Source organism: Pseudomonas argentinensis, assembly GCF_001839655.2.
GTDB lineage: Bacteria > Pseudomonadota > Gammaproteobacteria > Pseudomonadales > Pseudomonadaceae > Aquipseudomonas > Aquipseudomonas argentinensis_B.
Genome location: NZ_CP056087.1, coordinates 359,471 through 378,371, shown reverse-complemented (window position 1 = coordinate 378,371; position 18,901 = coordinate 359,471). Strand labels below are relative to the sequence as shown.

The window sequence follows — 18,901 nt, the reverse complement described above, 5'->3', positions numbered from 1 at the left end:
GCCAACTGGCAAACCTGCTGGATTACTGGGCCTGTGCATGTTATGAGTCATTTTGACCGCATGCGTTATGTGTCTTTATGACTCTTCAGGTGTCTTTATGACTTCCAATCCTCTGCTGGTTGCCCTGCTTCCGCTGGTCGATGACCTCTCCCGGGATCTGCCTGAAAGCGAGCGTTACCGGCGCCTGCTCGCGGCGCTACGGCAGTTGTTTCCCTGCGATGCCGTGGCACTGCTCAGGCTCGATGGCGAGGTGCTGGTACCGCTGTCCGTAGAGGGGCTGAGTGCCGACACCATGGGGCGCCGCTTCAAGGTAAGCGAGCATCCCCGGCTGCATGAACTGCTGCAGCACCGCGGGCCTACTCGATTCGCCGCTGACTGCGAGCTGCCCGATCCCTACGATGGCCTGCTGGAGGGCCAAAACGGGCACCTGGAGGTACACGACTGCCTGGGGTGCCCGCTTTACGTCAAGGAGCAGTTGTGGGGGTTGTTGACCCTGGACTCACTGCAGTCAAGCAGCTTCGGTCGTGTCGATCTGGGCATGCTGGAAGCTTTCGCCAGCCTGGCGGCGGCGACCGTGGCGGCCAGTGAGCGCATTTCCCTGCTCATGGGGCGCGTGGAAGATGAGCAGCGCCGCGCCGACCTTTATAAGCAAGCAGCTGCCGCCGTGCGGCCAAGGGAGATGATCGGCCAGAGCCCCAGGCACAAGGCGCTGCTGCAGGAAATAGAGCTGGTCGGCAGCAGTGACCTGACGGTGCTGATCAGCGGCGAGACGGGCGTCGGCAAGGAACTGGTGGCCGAGGCGCTGCATGGGGCTTCGTCCCGTGCCTCCAGGCCAATGGTCAGCATCAACTGTGCAGCCTTGCCGGATACCCTGGTGGAAAGCGAGCTGTTCGGTCATGTGCGCGGTGCCTTTTCCGGGGCAGTCAGCGAGCGGCGTGGCAAGTTCGAGCTGGCTGACGGCGCCACCCTGTTTCTCGATGAGGTGGGTGAGCTGCCTCTTACGGTGCAGTCCAAACTGCTGCGGGTGCTGCAGAGTGGGCAGTTGCAACGTGTCGGTTCGGACCGGGAACATCGGGTAGATGTCCGCGTGCTGGCGGCCACCAACCGTGATCTGGCCGAAGAAGTGCGTGCCGGGCGTTTTCGCGCTGACCTCTACCACCGCTTGAGCGTATATCCGCTCAAGGTGCCGGCCCTGCGTGAGCGGGGTCGTGACGTGCTGCTGCTGGCGGGTTACTTCCTTGAAGACAACCGGGCGCGCCTGGGGCTTCGTAGCCTGCGTCTTGCGCCGGATGCGCAGAAGACGCTGCTGCAGCATGACTGGCCCGGCAACGTACGTGAGCTCGAGCACCTGATCGGCCGTGCGGCGATCAAGGCGCTATCGGCCTGCGCCGAGCGCCCGCAGATATTGACCATCGACAGTCGCGCACTGGATCTGCACCCCGCACATCCCACTTATATAGAAGAACAGGTGAGTAGGGCGACTGAGTCCGAGGTGCCGTCGGTGGGCCAGCCGCTTCGCGACTCGGTGGATGACTACCAGCGGCGTCTTATAGAAGCATCGCTCGAGCGTCATGCCGGGCGCTGGACAGACGTGGCGCGCGAGCTCGCGGTCGATCGTGCCAACCTGCAGCGCCTGGCCAGGCGGTTGGGACTCAGATAGCCCGGCTGGAGGCGGCTGCCTATATGGGAAAAGCCCGTTTAGCCGCTTTATTTCAATTCGATGAAATAAACGGTTGACCTGAGTTTCTGGGGGCCTATAATGCGCACCACTTCCGGCGCAGCCTGATCTGAAAACTCCTTGTAGATCAACGAGTTAGATGAAAATAAAGGTTGCACGGACGGCGAATTCGAGTAGAATGCGCCGGCATCGACAGGGTGGTTTGAGTGGCGCTGTTGATGGTTCGATCAGGTTTGATCGAAGGCGGTAAAGAGGGTGTTGACAGCGGTTTGTAACGCTGTAGAATGCGCCTCCCGCTGGAGAGAAGATGATCTGGTCGGGCGCTGCAAGGTGTTGAGAAGAAAGAAAAAGTTCTTCAAAAGCAGCTTGACAGCAAATGAGGGTGCTGTAAGATGCGCGCCTCGGTTGAGACGAAAGCCTCAGCCAACCGTTCTTTAACAACTGAATCAAGCAATTCGTGTGGGTGCTTGTGGGTTAAGACTGACTGATCGCAAGATTATCAGCATCACAAGTAAGCACTCGTTAATTCGAGAGTTAACTCTCTAGCGATAGAGAGGTTTGCGATTGCTGAGCCAAGTTTAGGGTTTTCTCAAAACCCAAGCAGTATTGAACTGAAGAGTTTGATCATGGCTCAGATTGAACGCTGGCGGCAGGCCTAACACATGCAAGTCGAGCGGTTGAAGGGAGCTTGCTCCCTGATTCAGCGGCGGACGGGTGAGTAATGCCTAGGAATCTGCCTATTAGTGGGGGACAACGTTTCGAAAGGAACGCTAATACCGCATACGTCCTACGGGAGAAAGCAGGGGACCTTTGGGCCTTGCGCTAATAGATGAGCCTAGGTCGGATTAGCTAGTTGGTGGGGTAAAGGCTCACCAAGGCGACGATCCGTAACTGGTCTGAGAGGATGATCAGTCACACTGGAACTGAGACACGGTCCAGACTCCTACGGGAGGCAGCAGTGGGGAATATTGGACAATGGGCGAAAGCCTGATCCAGCCATGCCGCGTGTGTGAAGAAGGTCTTCGGATTGTAAAGCACTTTAAGTTGGGAGGAAGGGTTGTAGATTAATACTCTGCAATTTTGACGTTACCGACAGAATAAGCACCGGCTAACTCTGTGCCAGCAGCCGCGGTAATACAGAGGGTGCAAGCGTTAATCGGAATTACTGGGCGTAAAGCGCGCGTAGGTGGTTTGTTAAGTTGGATGTGAAAGCCCCGGGCTCAACCTGGGAACTGCATCCAAAACTGGCAAGCTAGAGTACGGTAGAGGGTGGTGGAATTTCCTGTGTAGCGGTGAAATGCGTAGATATAGGAAGGAACACCAGTGGCGAAGGCGACCACCTGGACTGATACTGACACTGAGGTGCGAAAGCGTGGGGAGCAAACAGGATTAGATACCCTGGTAGTCCACGCCGTAAACGATGTCAACTAGCCGTTGGAATCCTTGAGATTTTAGTGGCGCAGCTAACGCATTAAGTTGACCGCCTGGGGAGTACGGCCGCAAGGTTAAAACTCAAATGAATTGACGGGGGCCCGCACAAGCGGTGGAGCATGTGGTTTAATTCGAAGCAACGCGAAGAACCTTACCTGGCCTTGACATGCTGAGAACTTTCCAGAGATGGATTGGTGCCTTCGGGAGCTCAGACACAGGTGCTGCATGGCTGTCGTCAGCTCGTGTCGTGAGATGTTGGGTTAAGTCCCGTAACGAGCGCAACCCTTGTCCTTAGTTACCAGCACCTCGGGTGGGAACTCTAAGGAGACTGCCGGTGACAAACCGGAGGAAGGTGGGGATGACGTCAAGTCATCATGGCCCTTACGGCCAGGGCTACACACGTGCTACAATGGTCGGTACAAAGGGTTGCCAAGCCGCGAGGTGGAGCTAATCCCATAAAACCGATCGTAGTCCGGATCGCAGTCTGCAACTCGACTGCGTGAAGTCGGAATCGCTAGTAATCGTGAATCAGAATGTCACGGTGAATACGTTCCCGGGCCTTGTACACACCGCCCGTCACACCATGGGAGTGGGTTGCACCAGAAGTAGCTAGTCTAACCTTCGGGGGGACGGTTACCACGGTGTGATTCATGACTGGGGTGAAGTCGTAACAAGGTAGCCGTAGGGGAACCTGCGGCTGGATCACCTCCTTAATCGAAGATCGCAGCTTATTCATAAGCTCCCACACGAATTGCTTGATTCATTGTAGAAGACGATGCTGTAACGCCTTGCCTAGGCCGGTGCTCAGTTGGTTGGAGCGCACCCCACGCTGTTGTAGAGAGTAGGGTGAGGTCGGCTTGGTGCCGCCCTGTTATAGGTCTGTAGCTCAGTTGGTTAGAGCGCACCCCTGATAAGGGTGAGGTCGGCAGTTCAAATCTGCCCAGACCTACCAATTCAGGTGCAGATGATACGGGGCCATAGCTCAGCTGGGAGAGCGCCTGCCTTGCACGCAGGAGGTCAGCGGTTCGATCCCGCTTGGCTCCACCACTTTCGGGTTACAGTCGTTACGTTGAGAGTTCAGAAATGAGCATTCCTGCCGGTGGCAGAGAGAATGTTGATTTCTGGTCTTTGACCAGTCGATACATCGTTCTTTAAAAATTTGGGTATGTGATAGAAGTGACTGATTGGCTGCTTTCACTGGCAGTTGATCTGGTCAAGGTAAAATTTGCGTTGTTCTCAAGTGCAAATTTTCGGCGAATGTCGTCTTCACGTTATAGACAGTAACCAGATTGCTTGGGGTTATATGGTCAAGTGAAGAAGCGCATACGGTGGATGCCTTGGCAGTCAGAGGCGATGAAAGACGTTGTAGCCTGCGATAAGCTTTGGGGAGTCGGCAAACAGACTGTGATCCAGAGATCTCTGAATGGGGGAACCCACCTAGCATAAGCTGGGTATCATGCACTGAATACATAGGTGCATGAGGCGAACCAGGGGAACTGAAACATCTAAGTACCCTGAGGAAAAGAAATCAACCGAGATTCCCTTAGTAGTGGCGAGCGAACGGGGACTAGCCCTTAAGTTGATTAGAGTGTAGTGGAAGGCTCTGGAAAGTGCCGCCGTAGTGGGTGATAGCCCCGTACACGAAATGCTCTTATCAATGAAATCGAGTAGGACGGAGCACGAGAAACTTTGTCTGAATATGGGGGGACCATCCTCCAAGGCTAAATACTACTGACTGACCGATAGTGAACCAGTACCGTGAGGGAAAGGCGAAAAGAACCCCGGAGAGGGGAGTGAAATAGAACCTGAAACCGTATGCGTACAAGCAGTGGGAGCCTACTTTGTTGGGTGACTGCGTACCTTTTGTATAATGGGTCAGCGACTTATATTCAGTGGCGAGCTTAACCGAATAGGGGAGGCGTAGCGAAAGCGAGTCTTAATAGGGCGTTTAGTCGCTGGGTATAGACCCGAAACCGGGCGATCTATCCATGGGCAGGTTGAAGGTTAGGTAACACTGACTGGAGGACCGAACCGACTACCGTTGAAAAGTTAGCGGATGACCTGTGGATCGGAGTGAAAGGCTAATCAAGCTCGGAGATAGCTGGTTCTCCTCGAAAGCTATTTAGGTAGCGCCTCGTGTATCACTGCTGGGGGTAGAGCACTGTTTCGGCTAGGGGGTCATCCCGACTTACCAAACCGATGCAAACTCCGAATACCAGCAAGTGTCAGCACGGGAGACACACGGCGGGTGCTAACGTCCGTCGTGAAAAGGGAAACAACCCAGACCGTCAGCTAAGGTCCCAAAGTTATGGTTAAGTGGGAAACGATGTGGGAAGGCTTAGACAGCTAGGAGGTTGGCTTAGAAGCAGCCACCCTTTAAAGAAAGCGTAATAGCTCACTAGTCGAGTCGGCCTGCGCGGAAGATGTAACGGGGCTCAAACCATACACCGAAGCTACGGGTTCAACGTAAGTTGAGCGGTAGAGGAGCGTTCTGTAAGCCTGTGAAGGTGAGTTGAGAAGCTTGCTGGAGGTATCAGAAGTGCGAATGCTGACATGAGTAACGACAATGCGAGTGAAAAACTCGCACGCCGAAAGACCAAGGTTTCCTGCGCAACGTTAATCGACGCAGGGTGAGTCGGCCCCTAAGGCGAGGCAGAAATGCGTAGTCGATGGGAAACGGGTTAATATTCCCGTACTTCTAATTACTGCGATGGAGGGACGGAGAAGGCTAGGCCAGCACGGCGTTGGTTGTCCGTGTTTAAGGTGGTAGGCTGGTTTCTTAGGTAAATCCGGGAAATCAAGGCCGAGAGCTGATGACGAGTTGTCCTTTAGGACGATGAAGTGGTTGATGCCATGCTTCCAGGAAAAGCTTCTAAGCTTCAGGTAATTAGGAACCGTACCCCAAACCGACACAGGTGGTTAGGTAGAGAATACCAAGGCGCTTGAGAGAACTCGGGTGAAGGAACTAGGCAAAATGGCACCGTAACTTCGGGAGAAGGTGCGCCGGTGAGTGTGAAGGGTTTACCCCGTAAGCACATGCCGGTCGAAGATACCAGGCCGCTGCGACTGTTTATTAAAAACACAGCACTCTGCAAACACGAAAGTGGACGTATAGGGTGTGACGCCTGCCCGGTGCCGGAAGGTTAATTGATGGGGTTAGCTAACGCGAAGCTCTTGATCGAAGCCCCGGTAAACGGCGGCCGTAACTATAACGGTCCTAAGGTAGCGAAATTCCTTGTCGGGTAAGTTCCGACCTGCACGAATGGCGTAACGATGGCGGCGCTGTCTCCACCCGAGACTCAGTGAAATTGAAATCGCTGTGAAGATGCAGTGTATCCGCGGCTAGACGGAAAGACCCCGTGAACCTTTACTATAGCTTTGCACTGGACTTTGAGCTTGCTTGTGTAGGATAGGTGGGAGGCTTTGAAGTGGGGACGCCAGTTCTCATGGAGCCATCCTTGAAATACCACCCTGGCAACCTTGAGGTTCTAACTCTGGTCCGTTATCCGGATCGAGGACAGTGTATGGTGGGTAGTTTGACTGGGGCGGTCTCCTCCTAAAGAGTAACGGAGGAGTACGAAGGTGCGCTCAGACCGGTCGGAAATCGGTCGCAGAGTATAAAGGCAAAAGCGCGCTTGACTGCGAGACAGACACGTCGAGCAGGTACGAAAGTAGGTCTTAGTGATCCGGTGGTTCTGTATGGAAGGGCCATCGCTCAACGGATAAAAGGTACTCCGGGGATAACAGGCTGATACCGCCCAAGAGTTCATATCGACGGCGGTGTTTGGCACCTCGATGTCGGCTCATCACATCCTGGGGCTGAAGCCGGTCCCAAGGGTATGGCTGTTCGCCATTTAAAGTGGTACGCGAGCTGGGTTTAGAACGTCGTGAGACAGTTCGGTCCCTATCTGCCGTGGACGTTTGAGATTTGAGAGGGGCTGCTCCTAGTACGAGAGGACCGGAGTGGACGAACCTCTGGTGTTCCGGTTGTCACGCCAGTGGCATTGCCGGGTAGCTATGTTCGGGAAAGATAACCGCTGAAAGCATCTAAGCGGGAAACTTGCCTCAAGATGAGATCTCACTGGAACCTTGAGTTCCCTAAAGGGCCGTCGAAGACTACGACGTTGATAGGCTGGGTGTGTAAGCGTTGTGAGGCGTTGAGCTAACCAGTACTAATTGCCCGTGAGGCTTGACCATATAACACCCAAACAATTTGGCTGTTAGACGGTTGAAGTCGACAGTAATGCCGAAAATTTGCGAGAACACGCACTACCAACCGATATCACATACCCAATTCGCTGCAGCGGCTAAACCCGAAGCAGCAACCAGTTTGCTTGACGACCATAGAGCGTTGGAACCACCTGATCCCATCCCGAACTCAGTAGTGAAACGACGCATCGCCGATGGTAGTGTGGAGCTTCTCCATGTGAGAGTAGGTCATCGTCAAGCTTCTATAAGAAACCCCAGGTCTCGACAGAGATCTGGGGTTTCGTCTTTTCAGAGCGGGAAAACCGGATCCACAAAGGCGATTCGCATGTCCCCCTGTATGGCTGCGCTCAAACCAGCTACGGGCCGACTCGTAGGGGCCTGTGCACCGCAGCGACATAGTGGTGGAAGGATGAAGCGTCTTCCACCCTACGGATCTGCGTATGGCTCGTAGCTTGTATCAGCTGAAGGCGTATACCCAGGGACTGGCTAGTTCAATACCTGCCTGCCTTGCATACGGAACATGTCGCAAAGCCGGGCATAGTGATGCCTGGACTTACCTACTCGAGAGCAACAGAGCCCATTTATAGCGGGATTTGCTGCCTGGCATTCTTACCGACACTGTTCGCCAAACAAAACAGGATACCGACGCTTTTCTGGGGCGCGAGGCTTCAATCAAAGACCGCCGCCGTGTCGATACGCCGCCAGATCGCTTCGGCAAAACTGTAGAGCGCGAAGGCGATCAAGCCCGCGCCAATCAAGCCCAGCCAAAAGGTGCCGAAGGGCAAGGATTGCAATGCGTGCAGCGCGTCCTCGAGGCCCGGTGGAGACGTGGGTTGGTAACGGGTACCGCCGCTGAACAGCATGCCGGCCACCACGAGAAAGGAAACGCCGCGGGCGATGAGGCCTGCTTTGGAAATGGGCGTTACCCAACGCATGACCTCGTCCGAGGCCGAGAAGTACTTTTCGAACTTGGCTTTCCAGCCCTTGATGATATGGGCGATACCGACGCCCAAGGGCACCAGCGCGACCAGGTAGACCAGATAGTTTGAATACTTCCAGCCCAGGATGCCGGAGAGGAAGTCTTCGCCGCCACTGCCACCCCCGGAGGACTCGCCGAGCGAGCTGCCCAGCAGGCCCAGTGTGAACAGGGTCAGCAGGCTGTAACTGATGGCGCTGCCGACAAGGCCTGCACGCGCGGCGAGCCCCTTGGCGTCGGTGCCGTGGTCTTCCGGGTCGGTGACGGCCTGGGTCAGCCGCCAGGCGGCATAGGCGACAAGCCCGACCACCATGATCCACAGCAGCGTTTCGCCGAATGGTTGCCCCATCAGCTGCGAAATGGCGCCTTTGGTGCCGACCGTGTCACCGCTCCCTCTGGCGGCGAGCAGCGCAAAGGTACCGATGATCAGGTACACCACGCCACGCGCCGCATAGCCAGTCCGAGCGAGCCAGACGACGCCTCGGGAGAGTTCGCCTTTGGCGTGAATGGCCGGGTTGTACATGCTGAGCATCCTGAGTGGGTAGAGTCGATAGTGATGCAGTGGACACCCACAAATGGATCGCGGTTTCGATTGATTGACCACAGGCTTTCGGTAGAGGGCATGGCAGAAGCGACGAGGGATTCGCCTCCTTGCCTGGTCATCAGGCAACTGCTTCGACCCGATATGCACAGGCGTAAGCACTGCATCGGACGCAGTGGTGCAAGGGTGGCCCAAACGCTGAGGCAAGTGCCTCATAACGATTCAGAGCAACAAAGGAGCAAGCGCCAGAAACGGCAAAGCCCGCACATGGCGGGCTTCGTGTGTGCTTTCTCATCGCCTCTCGGGTGAAGGGAAAGCAGCGATCTGGCGCACTCGGCGGGATTCGAACCCACGACCCCTGCCTTCGGAGGGCAGTACTCTATCCAGCTGAGCTACGAGTGCGTTGCGGGGCGCCATCATACGCGTGTCGCTGGCGTGCGTCCATGCTGCGCGAGAGGCTCGTTTGGTGGGCCTTAGCAGCGGGTTTGGGCTATAAGAAAAGCCGGCTCGACTTCCATCCATCTGGGGCTGTTAATTTTCTCGAACAGCCTATTGCCCTTTTGGCGAGCTGATCTTAGGATCTGTTTGATATTTCAAACGTCGGTGTTTACCAGGCTGAGCTCCCGGTTACACGCCGTTCGAACTGCCAGGCAGTGGCTAATCTGTCGCTCTACCCTACCTGGGTTCGCTCCCAGCTTCTTTCGTCATCTCCCGGCGCCATGGTGCCGGGATAGAGGAGATCGCCATGCAACTGAAAGACGCGCAACTGTTCCGCCAGCAGGCTTTCATCAACGGCGCCTGGGCTGATGCCGACAGCGGCCAGACCATCAAGGTGACCAACCCGGCCACCGGTGAAGTGATCGGCAGCGTGCCGAAGATGGGCGCCGCCGAAACCCGTCGTGCCATCGAAGCGGCCGACAAGGCGCTGCCGGCCTGGCGTGCACTGACCGCCAAGGAGCGTTCCGCCAAGCTGCGTCGCTGGTACGAGCTGATGCTGGAGAACCAGGACGACCTGGCGCGCCTGATGACCATCGAGCAGGGCAAGCCGCTGGCCGAAGCCAAGGGCGAGATCGCCTACGCTGCCTCGTTCATCGAGTGGTTCGCCGAAGAAGCCAAGCGCGTGTACGGCGACACCATTCCGGGCCACCAGGCTGACAAGCGCCTGATCGTCATCAAGCAGCCGATCGGCGTCACCGCGGCCATCACCCCGTGGAACTTCCCGGCGGCGATGATCACCCGCAAGGCCGGCCCGGCGCTGGCCGCTGGCTGCACCATGGTGCTCAAGCCAGCTTCGCAGACCCCTTACTCCGCCCTGGCCCTGGCCGAGCTGGCCACCCGTGCCGGCATCCCGGCTGGCGTGTTCAGCGTGGTGACCGGCAGCGCCGGTGAAGTGGGCGGCGAGCTGACCGGCAACCCGATCGTGCGCAAGCTGTCGTTCACCGGCTCCACCGAGATCGGTCGCCAGCTGATGGCCGAATGCGCCCAGGATATCAAGAAGGTATCCCTGGAGCTGGGCGGCAACGCGCCCTTCATCGTGTTCGACGATGCCGACCTGGACAAGGCCATCGAAGGCGCGATCATCTCCAAGTACCGCAACAACGGTCAGACCTGCGTGTGCGCCAACCGCATCTACGTGCAGGATGGCGTCTACGATGCCTTCGCCGAGAAGCTCAAGGTCGCGGTCGAGAAACTGAAGATCGGCAATGGCCTGGAAGACGGCACCACCACCGGCCCGCTGATCGACGAGAAGGCCGTGGCCAAGGTCAAGGAGCACATCGAGGACGCCGTTTCCAAAGGCGCCAAGATCCTCTCCGGTGGCAAGACCCACGCCCTGGGCGGCACCTTCTTCGAACCGACCATTCTGGGCGACGTGCCGAAGAACGCGCTGGTCTCCAAGGACGAAACCTTCGGCCCGCTGGCACCGCTGTTCCGTTTCAAGGACGAGGCCGAAGTGATCGCCATGGCCAACGACACCGAGTTCGGCCTGGCCTCCTACTTCTACGCCCGCGACCTCTCCCGCGTATTCCGCGTGGCCGAGGCGCTGGAATACGGTATGGTCGGCATCAACACCGGTCTGATCTCCAACGAAGTGGCGCCGTTCGGCGGCATCAAGGCCTCGGGCCTGGGCCGTGAAGGCTCCAAGTACGGCATCGAGGATTATCTGGAAATCAAGTACCTCTGCCTGAGCATCTAGGTAGTCGCTACTGCGCTTCGGTGATGCTGCGTTGGCGGGGCCGGGAAAAATGCTCATTGGCAACAGCCAACTCCGCTTTTTCCCGACCCCGCCGCCTTGCCTGACCTTCGCTCGCTACGCTCCGATAGTGCGTGAAAGCAAAAATAGTCCCTGTGATCGGGGCGAGTGTTGCAGTCGATCATCGTATGCTGCGACGGCGCTGACCCGGTCATTTCATCCTTGAACCACACCGACGATGAGCGGTGAATGAGGAAGCCATGAGCAAGACCAACGAATCCCTGCTGCAACGCCGCCAAGCCGCCGTACCGCGTGGTGTCGGCCAGATCCACCCGATCGTCGCCGAGCGCGCCGAGAACGCCACCGTGTGGGACGTCGAAGGCCGCGAGTACATCGACTTCGCCGGTGGTATCGCCGTGCTCAACACCGGCCACCTGCACCCGAAAGTGGTTGCCGCCGTTCAGGAACAGCTGACCAAGCTGACCCACACCTGCTTCCAGGTGCTGGCCTACGAGCCCTACATCGAGCTGTGCGAGGAAATCGCCAAGCGCGTACCGGGCGACTTCGCCAAGAAGACCCTGCTGGTCACCTCGGGCTCCGAAGCCGTCGAGAACGCCGTGAAGATCGCCCGCGCCGCCACTGGTCGTGCCGGCGTGATCGCCTTCACCGGCGCCTACCACGGCCGCACCATGATGACCCTGTCGCTGACCGGCAAGGTGGTGCCGTACTCCGCCGGCATGGGCCTGATGCCCGCTGGCGTGTACCGCGCCATCGCGCCGTGCGAGCTGCATGGCGTGAGCGAAGACGAATCCATCGCCAGCATCGAGCGCATCTTCAAGAACGATGCCCAGCCCCAGGACATCGCCGCGATCATCATCGAGCCGGTGCAGGGCGAAGGTGGTTTCTACGTCAACTCGCCAGCCTTCATGCAACGCCTGCGTGCCCTGTGCGACCAGCACGGCATCCTGCTGATCGCTGACGAAGTGCAGACCGGTGCTGGCCGTACCGGCACCTTCTTCGCCACCGAACAACTGGGCGTGGTGCCGGACCTGACCACCTTCGCCAAGTCCGTCGGCGGCGGCTTCCCGATCTCCGGTGTCAGCGGCAAGGCCGAGATCATGGACAAGATTGCCCCCGGTGGCCTGGGCGGCACCTATGCCGGCAGCCCGATCGCCTGCGCCGCGGCCCTGGCCGTGCTGAAGGTATTCGACGAAGAGAAGCTGCTGGATCGCTCCAACGCCGTTGGCGAGAAGCTGAAGGCGGGCCTGCGTGACATCGCTGCCAAGCACAAGGTGATCGGCGACGTGCGCGGCCTGGGTTCGATGGTCGCCATCGAGCTGTTCGAGGGCGGCGACCACAGCAAGCCGGCTGCCGAACTGACCGGCAAGATCGTCGCCAAGGCGCGCGAGAAGGGTCTGATCCTGCTGTCGTGCGGCACCTACTACAACGTGGTGCGCTTCCTGATGCCGGTGACCATTCCGGACGCCCAGCTGGAAAAAGGCATCGCCATCGTGGCCGAATGCTTCGACGAGCTGGCGTAAGCCACGCCGTTGCAAAGACCCGCTTCGGCGGGTCTTTTTTTGCCTGCGATTTATACCGCCCCTGTAGCCCGGACGCTGCAGCGCTCGACCGGGCCGCGGCGACCTGCGGCGCGTAATGGCTGCAGGAAAAATGTGCCGAAAGGCCGCCGCAAGCGTCTCTTCTCTTGCTCGAAACGGCCTGCCGCCGCCATGCTCCATCAACCCGTCGTGGGCGGGATCATTGCGCGCCTGTTTGGGTCAAAGCTTGCGGTGCATTGCCCGAGGTGGCTGCACGTCGCTCCCAGGCTCTCAAGGATATCGGTGTAGATGATTGACCACGATCTGTTGCTGGTAGGCGCAGGCCCGGCCCATCTCGGGGTTCTGCGGCGTTGGGCGCTGATCGAGCGGCCGGGGGGTCGTATCGCCCTGGTGGCGGGTGCCGAGCACACCTGGCACGCCGGCATGCTGCCCGGGCTGGTCGGTGGTCGTTACTCCCCCGAGGATTGCCAGATCGGCTTGCGCGCACTGTGCCAGGCAGCGCAGGTCGAGCTGATCGTCGCGCCCGTCGTCACGCTGGACGCCGCCACGCGCCAGCTGACCCTGGCCGATGGCTGCGTGCTGCAGGGCAACTGGCTGTCGCTCAACGTCGGCGACCGGGTTGCCTGCCCGCCGCGTGAAGGCGAGGGCCTGGACGTGCTGGCGGTGAAGCCGGTCGATCAGTTCATCAGCGGCTGGCAGGCCTGGCAGCGCGACCCGCAACCCCTGGCCATTCTCGGTGGCGGTGTGGCGGGCGTGGAAATGGCCCTGGCGCTCGCCGATCAGGTGCCGCAGCTGGCGCTGTTCTGCGGTGAGCCGCTGCTGGCCGGTCACTGCGCCGGTTTGCGCATGCGCGCCTGGGGGCACCTGCGCATGCGCCGCGTGCAGGTGCGCGAGCACTGCCCGATCAGCCGTATCGACGGCAACTGCCTGATCAGCGGTGAGGCCCCGGTGTGGCACGGTGGCCGCCTGCTGCTGGCCAGCGGCGCCCAGGCGCTGCCGTGGATCGCCACCAGCGGCCTGAGCTGCGACGGCGACGGCTTCGTGCACATCGCCCCCACGCTGCAAAGCCATTCCCACCCCCAGGTGTTCGCTGTCGGCGACTGCGCCAGCCTGCCCGGGGTGCGCAAGAGCGGCCTGTACTCGATGCGCCAGGTGCCGGTGCTCGCCGCCAACCTGGCTGCGGCCCTGCGCGGCGGCGCGCTGCGTGACTACAAGGCGCACGGCCAACGCCCCCTGCTGCTGGCCAGTGGCGATGGCGGCGCCCTGCTGGGTTGGCACCAGTGGAGCGGGGGTGGGCAGCTCTACGGGCGCTGCAAGGACTACTTCGACCGCGCCTTCGTAAAACGCCATCGCCTCGAACGCTGACCGGCGTTCGCCCTCTGCGACCAAAGTGCCATAGCCCGATGTGGCGTGGAATGGTCAACTCAGCGGTTCGATACATGGCTACAGTTTTACGTCCCACGGTCGATGAGCTGAAGAGAAGGGCGGCTTCCGTTGCCAGGGCCCTGTAGCCTTATTACCGCATAAAAAGAACAACGAGGTTCGCCATGGATACTGGTACTACTCGTGATCGGCTTGCGCTGGCCTTGCATGTTCTGGGCTTGCTGGCGCTGCTGGTGGTCTGGCAGCAGGTGCAGCTGTCTGCCTATGTATTCGTCATCGCCTTGTTTGGATTGGCGCTGTGGCCTTGGCTCGGCCCCTGGCGACGCCCGGCTGCAACGGCGTCTACCGCCGCCCCCGCGGCCTCGCTGGACAAGCTGAGCAAGAGCTTGTCGCAGCACACCTGCCATAACGCGCTGTCCGCCGCCCAGGTGGCCTTCACCGTGCAGCAGCTGGCTGGCCGGTTGCAGTCGCAGCTGGCCGCGGTCGAGCAGATCAGCGAAGGTGCCCACGCCGTGACCCGCACCGAGCAGAGCAATGCCGAACGGGCCGGCCAGACCCTTGGGGCCGCGCAGAGGGTACGCGCCAGCAGCGCCAGTGGCCAGACCGAGTTGCAGCAGGCCATCGCGCGCATGCAGCAGCTCAGCGCCCAGGCCGCCGCCAGTCGCGAATTGATCGACGGCCTTGGCGCGCGGACCGAGCAGATCGAGCAGGTCACCCAGGTGATCCAGTCCATTGCCAGCCAGACCAACCTGCTGGCGCTCAACGCCGCCATCGAGGCCGCCCGTGCCGGTGAGCAGGGCCGCGGTTTCGCCGTGGTCGCCGACGAGGTGCGCAGCCTGGCCGGGCGTACCGCCAGCGCCACCGGCGAGGTGGGGCAGATGGTCGCCGATATCCGCCAGCAGAGCGCTGCGGTGGTCAGCCATATCCAGCGCCAGGCCGAGGAGCTGGAAGCGGCCGCCCGGCAGGTCGAATTCACCGGCGAGCAACTGCGCGGCATCGCCGACCTGGCCGCCGATGTCGACGCCCAGGTGGAGCAGATCAGCGCCGGCACGGCGAGCAATCACCGGCATCTGGCCGAGTTGCTGGTGGCCGTCGAGCAACTGCGTGGCGACGTGCGCAGCAGCGAGGACCGGACCCGCCAGCTGGGCAAGGCCGCCGAGCAACTGGTCGGCCAGGCGGAAAGCGTCAGCGAGCAGCTGGCCAGCGTCGGGCTCGACGACTACCACCAGCGCATCTACGACCTGGCGCTGGAAGGTGCAACGGCGATTGCCCGGCAATTCGAGGCCGATATCCAGGCCGGGCGCATCAGCCTGGCGGACCTGTTCGACCGTCAGTACCAGCCGATACCAGGCAGCTTCCCGGCCAAGTTCCGCACGCGCTTCGACAGCTACGCCGATGGCGTGCTACCGGCCATCCAGGAGCCGCTGCTCAAGCGCCACGAAGGCCTGGTGTTCGCCATCGCCACCACGCCCGAAGGCTACGTGCCGACCCACAACCAGGCCTTCAACCATCCGCCCACCGGTGAGCGCGCCGTGGACACCGTGAAGAGTCGCAGCAAGCGGCTGTTCAACGACCGCACCGGGATTCGTTGCGGCAGCCACCAGCAGCGCGTGCTGCTGCAGACCTACATGCGCGATACCGGCGAACTGATGCATGACCTGTCGGTGCCGATCCGGGTGCAGGGCAAGCACTGGGGCGGCTTGCGCCTGGGCTACAAGCCGGAGCCGTGATTGCGATTGTTTAGCCGCTGGCTACCTGAAGGTGCGGCAATAACGATTTAACCTGACTGTCGCGGTGTGCGAGCCTCGGGGCATGTCTATCCCGGTCTGCAGCCCTGCCCACGTTCTTGCCCTGCCAGCCTTGCGCTCGCGGGGCCGGGCGCCCGAACCCACGGCGCTGCCGCAGATCCTCGCCTTCTGGGCGCTCTGGCATTGCCGCCACGCCCGCCCGCCTGACGTCCTTCTCGCCCGCTGATTCCGATGGCTGCGCCATGTCCGCAGCCGCTGATGCCTATTTGTCTGTCTGCCTGCGCCACCTGTTCGCCAAGCGAGCCGGCCGTGCGGACACCGAGCGCCCCACTGGCGCAAGCGAGTGCGATATGACGAGTTTTGCCGCTGTGCAGCAAGCCCAGGATTTCCTGGCCGCTAACCCCGATATCGAATTGATCGAGCTGTTCATCCTTGACGCCAATGGCGTGCCGCGCGGCAAGCTGCTGCACCGCGAGGAACTGCTGGCGCTGTACCAGAGTGGCCGGCCGCTGCCGAGTACGATGCTTGGTCTGTCCATCCAGGGCGAAGACGTCGAGGACACCGGGCTGGTCTGGGAGGTGGGCGATATCGACTGCCGCGCCTACCCGCTGGCCGGCAGCCTGGTGCGTTTGCCCTGGCGGCAGATTCCCACCGCCGCCGTGCAGGTGTCGATGCACCCGACCGAGGGAATGCCAGCTACGCCGGCCGACCCGCGGCATTTGCTGCAGCGGGTGATCGAGCAGCTCGAAGCCGACGGTTACCACCCGGTGATGGCCTGCGAGCTGGAGTTCTACCTGCTCGACCAGAAACGCGACGCCCACGGCCGCCCGCAGCCGGCGCTGGACGGCGACGGCGGTCGGCCACGGCAGACCCAGGTCTACGGCCTGCGCGAGCTGGAGCAGATCGAACCGTTCCTCAAGGATCTCTATGGGGCCTGCAAGGCCCAGGGCATCCCGGCGCGCACGGCGATTTCCGAATACGCCCCCGGCCAGGTGGAGATCACCCTTGAGCACGGCCCGGCGCTCGCGGCCATGGACCAGGCGGTGCGCTACAAGCGCCTGGTCAAGGGCGTCGCCCATGCCCACGGCATGCAGGCGTGCTTTATGGCCAAGCCTTTCGATCACCTGGCCGGCACGGGTATGCATATGCACGTGAGCCTGGCCGATGGGCAGGGTGACAACCTGTTCGCCAGTGAAAGCCCAGCCGGCACGCCGCTGCTGCGCCAGGCGGTCGGTGGCATGCTCGCCAGCCTGCTCGACTCACTGCTGCTGTTCTGCCCCAACGCCAACTCCTACCGGCGTTTCCAGGCCAACAGCTATGCGCCGCTGGCGCCCACCTGGGGTGTGGATAACCGCACCGTCAGCCTGCGCGTACCCGGTGGCCCGGCGAATACCCGGCACGTCGAGCACCGCATCTGCGGCGCCGATGCCAACCCCTATCTGGCCGCCGCCGCGATCCTGGCCGGGATTCACCGTGGCATCCGCCAGGCGCTGGACCCTGGTGCGCCGGTCGAGGGTAATGGCTATGCCCAGGCTACCGAGCATCTGCCTACCCAGTGGTCGGCGGCAATCCAGGCACTGGAGCAATCCGAGTGGGCGCACGAAACCTTCGGCGCCGATTTCCTCAAGGTCTTTCTCGCGGTCAAGCGCGCCGAATACCGCCAGTTCATGGGCGAGGTCGGCGAGCAGGACTGGCGCTGGTACCTGAGCAACGCCTAAGGGCGCCTCTTTGCAAGGATTGGGGGAGCCCCTCCCACATAAGGCGCTCCGTGGGAGGGGCTTTAGCCCCATAGCTGATTTATCGGTGTGAACGCACCCCAAGGACAAGCAATGAACGCAAGCAATCAACCCGTCAAACCCGCCGCCGAGCGCGCGCCGTCGTACTACGCGGCCTCGCTCAACTTCGAGAGCGACTACCCGACACTGCAGGGTAGCGTGAGCGTGGACGTGGCCACCATCGGCGGCGGTTTCACCGGCATCGCCACGGCGGTGGAGCTGGCCGAGCGCGGCCTCAAGGCGGCCGTGGTGGAAACCCACAAGGTCGGCTGGGGCGCCAGCGGGCGCAACGGTGGCCAGGTCACCGGCAGCCTGTCCGGCGACGAGGCCATGGGCAAGCAGATGGGCAACACCCTGGGCGAGGAGGTGGACGACTTCATCTGGCACCTGCGCTGGCGCGGCCATGAAATCATCAAGAGCCGCGTGGCCAAGTACGACATCGCCTGCGACCTCAAGCACGGCCACCTGCATACGGCGATGAAAGCCAGCCATATGGATGAGCTCAAGGCGACCTACGACGAAGCGCTGCGCCGTGGCATGGGTGATGACGTGACGCTACTCGACGCCGCCGGCGTGCGTGCGCAATTGGGCAGCGACCTGTACTGCGGCGCGTTGAAGAACACGCGCAACATGCACCTGCACCCGCTCAACCTCTGCCTCGGCGAGGCCAGGGCGGCCGAGCGCCTGGGGGCGCTGATCTTCGAACATTCCAAGGTGCTGGAAATCGTCCACGGCCCGCGTCCGGCGGTGGTCACCACCGGCGGGCGCATCGAAGCCAAACAGGTGCTGCTGGCCGGCGACGTGTACCACAAACTGGAGCGCCGCCAGCTCAAGGGCCTGATCTTCCCGGCCATGGGCGGTATCGTCACCACCGCGCCGCTCGGTGAGTTGGCGCAAGAGATCAACCCCCAGGACCTGGCGGTGTACGACTGCCGCTTCGTGCTCGACTATTACCGCCTCACCGGCGATGGCCGCCTGCTGTTCGGCGGTGGCGCCAACTACTCCGGGCGTGATTCACGGGACATCGCCGGCGAGCTGCGCCCGTGCATCGAGCGCACCTTTCCACAACTCAAGGGCGTGCCGATCGACTTTCAGTGGAGCTGCGCCATGGGCATCGTGATGAACCGCATCCCGCAGCTGGGCAAGCTGTCGGGTAACGTCTGGTACTGCCAGGGCTACTCCGGCCATGGCGTGGCGACCAGTCACATCATGGGCGAGATCATGGCCAAGGCGATTACCGGCGACCTGGAGCAGTTCGACACCTTCGCCGCCTGCAAGCACATCAAGGTGCCCCTGGGCGACCAGCTCGGCAACCCGATGCTGGCGGCGGGCATGTGGTACTACCAGATGCTGGAGAAGTTGCGCTGAAGTCCGCCAGGGTGGCACGCACCCTGGCGATGACGGGCCACA

8 protein-coding genes, 3 tRNA genes and 3 rRNA genes are annotated in these 18,901 nt (G+C 60.9%); 12 read left to right on the top strand and 2 right to left on the bottom strand.

What is annotated here, in order from left to right:
• The first annotated feature begins 97 nt into the window (after positions 1–97).
• The 6 genes from norR to rrf all read left to right on the top strand — a co-directional run bounded on the left by norR (position 98) and on the right by rrf (position 7,558).
• Positions 98–1,660: a nitric oxide reductase transcriptional regulator NorR gene (norR, locus tag SA190iCDA_RS01730; RefSeq protein WP_070884690.1), complete on the top strand. Its 1,563-nt coding sequence runs from the start codon at positions 98–100 to the stop codon at positions 1,658–1,660.
• A 626-nt stretch (positions 1,661–2,286) separates the two neighbouring features.
• A 16S ribosomal RNA gene (locus SA190iCDA_RS01725) occupies positions 2,287–3,822 on the top strand.
• Positions 3,823–3,984: 162 nt separating this feature from the next.
• Positions 3,985–4,061: transfer RNA gene (locus tag SA190iCDA_RS01720), tRNA-Ile, on the top strand.
• A gap of 19 nt (positions 4,062–4,080) precedes the next feature.
• Positions 4,081–4,156 (top strand) — tRNA-Ala (locus SA190iCDA_RS01715).
• A gap of 258 nt (positions 4,157–4,414) precedes the next feature.
• Positions 4,415–7,306 (top strand): 23S ribosomal RNA (locus SA190iCDA_RS01710).
• A gap of 136 nt (positions 7,307–7,442) precedes the next feature.
• Positions 7,443–7,558: ribosomal RNA gene (rrf, locus tag SA190iCDA_RS01705) — 5S ribosomal RNA — on the top strand.
• The 16S, 23S and 5S rRNA genes sit together here with 2 tRNA genes alongside, the layout of an rRNA operon.
• Positions 7,559–7,986: 428 nt before the next feature.
• Here the strand turns inward: rrf and SA190iCDA_RS01700 are convergent.
• On the bottom strand, positions 7,987–8,817 hold the full coding sequence (locus SA190iCDA_RS01700; protein ID WP_070885786.1) for a DUF1206 domain-containing protein: 831 nt from the start codon (positions 8,815–8,817) through the stop codon (positions 7,987–7,989).
• Between the two features lie 343 nt (positions 8,818–9,160).
• Positions 9,161–9,237, bottom strand: a tRNA-Arg gene (locus SA190iCDA_RS01695).
• A 343-nt stretch (positions 9,238–9,580) separates the two neighbouring features.
• Between SA190iCDA_RS01695 and gabD the strand changes: the two genes are divergently transcribed.
• The 6 genes from gabD to SA190iCDA_RS01665 all read left to right on the top strand — a co-directional run bounded on the left by gabD (position 9,581) and on the right by SA190iCDA_RS01665 (position 18,859).
• A complete protein-coding gene (gene gabD / locus SA190iCDA_RS01690; RefSeq protein ID WP_070885787.1) occupies positions 9,581–11,029 on the top strand; it encodes an NADP-dependent succinate-semialdehyde dehydrogenase in 1,449 nt (482 codons plus the stop codon).
• 257 nt (positions 11,030–11,286) lie between these two features.
• Complete coding sequence (gene gabT / locus SA190iCDA_RS01685) at positions 11,287–12,567, top strand: 4-aminobutyrate--2-oxoglutarate transaminase (RefSeq protein ID WP_070885788.1); 1,281 nt, start codon at positions 11,287–11,289, stop codon at positions 12,565–12,567.
• A 306-nt stretch (positions 12,568–12,873) separates the two neighbouring features.
• Complete coding sequence (locus SA190iCDA_RS01680) at positions 12,874–13,950, top strand: FAD-dependent oxidoreductase (RefSeq protein WP_070885789.1); 1,077 nt, start codon at positions 12,874–12,876, stop codon at positions 13,948–13,950.
• 182 nt (positions 13,951–14,132) lie between these two features.
• On the top strand, positions 14,133–15,698 hold the full coding sequence (locus SA190iCDA_RS01675) for a methyl-accepting chemotaxis protein (RefSeq protein WP_070885790.1): 1,566 nt from the start codon (positions 14,133–14,135) through the stop codon (positions 15,696–15,698).
• 368 nt (positions 15,699–16,066) lie between these two features.
• Positions 16,067–17,434, top strand: coding sequence for a glutamine synthetase family protein (locus SA190iCDA_RS01670; RefSeq protein ID WP_070886181.1), 1,368 nt, complete (start codon positions 16,067–16,069; stop codon positions 17,432–17,434).
• Positions 17,435–17,545: 111 nt separating this feature from the next.
• Positions 17,546–18,859 carry an NAD(P)/FAD-dependent oxidoreductase gene (locus SA190iCDA_RS01665; protein WP_070885791.1) on the top strand — a complete coding sequence of 438 codons (1,314 nt, stop codon included), beginning with the start codon at positions 17,546–17,548 and terminating at the stop codon, positions 18,857–18,859.
• The last annotated feature ends 42 nt before the right edge of the window (positions 18,860–18,901 follow it).